Below are 4,272 nucleotides of genomic sequence, written 5' to 3'. Positions count from 1 at the left end.
TAAGATCGGTCAGAAGGCAATGATATTATTAACTGGCAGTGAGGTGAATAATAGCATCAAGGTGGACAAGAATCTCGTTATCTCCGAACATTCAGCAATATCATCTCTTGGTAATTTAACACTCAAGGCAACGCTTATTAGCATAGCTGTAAACGCTGCTATAACAGGTTTTAAGCATTTGGGTATTTCTGGCAATATTGACAACAAAGGGTTTATTTATTCTGACGAGACATTAGATTTAGTGGCACCTAACTATATCCACAATACGGGCAAGGGTTGTGTTGCTAGCAACGGTTGTATTAGTGCTCAAACACAGTTAAGAATGGCACACAGTGAAGGTGCGTTAACGCTGCCATCAAATGTTGGTTCTATTGTAGGGGAGATGGAATTAATTAATCAAGGTGATATTGAAAGTGAGAACATTCTAATAGTTGCCAAGAAAGTGGTTAATACCATTCCAAGTGACAGTAACTTTGGTAAAAAAGATAAAATGGTGCTTGTTTCTCAAACAATTGCTGATCAATACTTTACCAAATCAACCAGTTATACGAAGATAGTGGAGGTATTTCATGAGGAATATCTTGATGGATTTAATCCTAATAATAACAGGCCTAGCATATCAGCCACTAGAAATTTAAGCATCTTAGGTTTCAAGGAAGTTCAAAATACAGGGGGAACACTAAGTGCTACAGATACCCTTAATTTAACTAGCCATGTGGACGGCAGTCGAATAATTAATCAATCAGTTAGTTTATTTAAGGTTACCAAAACCACAGAACATCGCACAGAAAAAGTCTGCTCCATTGGTGAAGTCTGGGGGGACTGTGTCACAGAAATAACCTGCTCTGCTATAGCCTGGGGGCTGCTATGTTTCTTGACGCCCAAGGCTAAAGTCAAAGTTACTATAACAGTTAATGAGGATAGAGAGAAGCTAAAAAAAGGTTCAATAAAAGCAGGATTATTTGCAAAAGATATCGAGATAAAGGCTGATTCTCTATACACAGGTGAAAGAAATGATGCATTGTCGGATCAAGAGCTTAGTAAAAAAACACAAGACACAGGGCAAGACATACCAGAGGCACCAGAAGATGGGGAATTAGAGATAGAAAGTGCTGAAGTTACAAAATCCGATAACACAATAAAAGAGAAAGAGGTTGAGGCCGATAGGGAAGCAACAGAGATTGAAGACGAACCAGAGATTGAATATACCCCCCCGGCATCATATAACCCATCCACAATAGGTAATGTTTTAGATCCTTTACCAACTAATCCTTATGGTCTTTATTTGCCAACAAAAGATTCTAACGCCCAATATCTTTATGAAAAAAACGCTTTATATATTACAGATGAGCATTCGCAACTGGATATTAATTATTTGGCTGAAAAATTAAGAATAAAAGACACCACCAGAAAACTAGGCAATACAGATTTTGAAATACAATTAATTAAAAAACAAGCACAAAGGTTAAACGCAGTTTCGTATCTAGAATATGGTGACGACTTCACCATGATACAAACTCTTTATGATAATGCTGCAGAGTTCATTAAGGCGAGTAAGGTATCTCTTGATAAGATGAGTAAGCTATCTCCTGATGGTACGCCAGTTAAATCTAAACCAATGCACATTATGACAATTCCTGTATATGGCATGCCATTAACAGACAGTCAAATTGCCTCTCTTGATAAGCCCATTATTTGGGAAGTATATCAAAAAGTTGCCTCCGGTGAAGTTGTTAGGGTGCCAAGGCTATATATTCCCACAAAATTTAAAGCAAATGACGCTATGATAATGGCGACTGGCAATACCAATATTGATGTTACTTATCTATTGAATGCTGGGGGAGAGATTAAATCAGATTCTTTGTCAATTACGACAAAAAACGACCTTGATGTTATTTCTGGAAAAATTAGTGGTGGCACGGTCATATTAGATGTAGGTGGTAATATTAATCTTGAAACCTTGAAAGTGCGTCATGGCACAGTGAATAATTATCATGAAGAATTTCTAGACAAGACTACAATTAGTGCCACTACAGGGCTTAGCATTAAAACCAAAAATGATTTAAATGTGACGGCCAGTGATATTATTTCTGGGGGTGGCATAAATATTCGAACGGATGGCAAGGTAAATATCAAAAATATTACCCTAGAAAAAAGCACCTATTCTACTTCACACAGTCGTTCTGGTTTTTTAGGTTTAAATTCCACGGAAACCACAACCACTACAACAACACAAACAGCTGTTCAATCCAACATTCAAGCCGATGGCGATCTCAGTATAATCGCTCAAAAAAATCTTAATATTGAAGGGGCAAATATAACAAGTCAGACAAGAGTTATCTTAGGTAGCACACAGGGTGATGTCAATATCACAGCACAAAAATTGACCGATACAGAAAACACAACCGTTAAGAAAGAAGAGTTTGGATTTAGTACAGATGCTGATGAGGGAGAAACAACAGCAAATGTCACGCTCTCATTTACCACCACCACCACCAACACTTCTAAAGTAGACACAACACATATAGGATCAAATATTAGTGGCGACAATGTTGTTATTTTTGCAGAAAATACAGCAAATTTTGAAGGCGCTACATTGGATTCCAAAGGAGATTTAGTGGTAAAGGCCAACGATGTTAAGTTTAAGGCAGTTTATGATGAGTCAAAAATGAACGAAGATACATCCGAGGTAAAGCTAACACTTTCAGCCAATGTAGATGTTGATAACGCCAGTGTGGGCTCTAAGCTTACGGTTACCGATTCCGAAGATTCTTCTTATCAAAGGCAAGCACGAACTTCTAGATTGAATGCTGCAGGCAATCTGGTAATAGTGGCCAACAACAGTATTGAAAATGAGGGCACCCAGGCTTTTGCAGGAGAGGGGATTATGATTAAAGCCAAATCTGTTCACAATTATGCAGCCAAGAATATTCAAAAATTATCTAAAAAGGAGCAAAGTGTTGCAGTGGGCATTAGCTATGGTGTGACCAACAACGGTATGGGATCGTCTATAAAGGGTGCAGTTGAGTATGCTAATGACGAAGATGAGGCAGAAACGAAAACAGATAAAAGATCTGGTATGAATGCGAAAGAGTTGCTTAATAACAATAAATTAGGAACAGAAGAGGATCCTCAAGTTTCTATTTCATTGGCACCCCCCTCAATACAAACAACCATTACAAATGATAATGCAAACAGCAAGAGTAAAACTAACTCAATCACATCAATCACCACGAATTTTAAATCAAAAGGAGGTATCACCTATGACGTTGAGGGTGCCATTAGAGATGTGGGTACCAACTATGAGGCATCGGGCGATATTGTTATAAATGCAGCGGATTATACGAATAGTCAAGCCAATAATATTGCCGAACAATTAGATGAAAGCGACAATACTGGTGGCACAGCAACGTTAAGTGTTGATGCCACAGCTGAGGCTACTGCAGGTGTTACTGGTTATCTTAGCAGCAAGAAAGACAAAACGGTGTCTAGCACTGCTGTTGTTGGTAGTTTTAAAAGTGGTGGCAATATTAAAATCAATACCACCAACAAAGTATCATTAGAAGGCACAAACTTTGAATCAACAGGCGGTATTGATATTTACGGTGCCAAGGGGGTTGATTTTAAGCAAGCCACCAACACAACAACCGTTCTATCAGACAGTAGCGATACTGATTTTAGTGGCAGTGTAAGTGTTGAGTTGACTTTAACGGGTGGTAGTGTTAGTGCAAGTGCAAATCATATGGAGAGCACAAAATCCAAGGTTGCAACCACAGGAGTAGCTTCCACGATTAAATCTGGGGGTGCGATCAATATTTCTTCTGGCGATGGCGACTTAAGATTACAAGGAGCCAATATAGAAACAAAATCAGATGTTTCTTTGTCAGGTGATAATGTGGTTTTTGAAGGACTCACAAGCACCATGATTGAAAAAGAAAAAACCGATGGTGGTGGTGCTGATATTGGTGGTGGAGGAGGAGCATCTGGCGTTCATGGTAATTTCGGACTTAGAGTGACTAGGATTAGAAAAGACATTAATATAACCACGGTTACAGGTGGATCAATTAAGAGTAAGAACTTAACTGTTAAGGCTAAAAATAAAGCGAATTTTATTGGCACACAAGTTGATGCTGATTCATTGAATGTTGATGCCAAAGAATTAACCATTGAATCCGCACAGAGTACCCACAAAGAAGACAATAGTAAATTTAGGTTGGATATTGCGGCTGAATTTTCCGCAGGCAAGGGAAATAATGGTGCCAATTTTCATGT

General features: G+C 38.5%; 1 protein-coding gene. It reads left to right on the top strand.

All coding sequences use genetic code 11. The features are described from left to right. Window positions 1-19: 19 nt before the first annotated feature. Window positions 20-4,272 (top strand): hemagglutinin repeat-containing protein (locus BAZSYMA_RS01805; RefSeq protein ID WP_143243058.1); only part of this gene is annotated, 4,253 nt, incomplete at its 3' end.

The sequence above is a fragment of the Bathymodiolus azoricus thioautotrophic gill symbiont genome (assembly GCF_001298715.1).
Taxonomy (GTDB): Bacteria; Pseudomonadota; Gammaproteobacteria; order PS1; family Pseudothioglobaceae; genus Thiodubiliella.
Note: the sequence above shows the minus strand (reverse complement) of the source record. Positions and strands in the feature narration are given on the sequence as shown.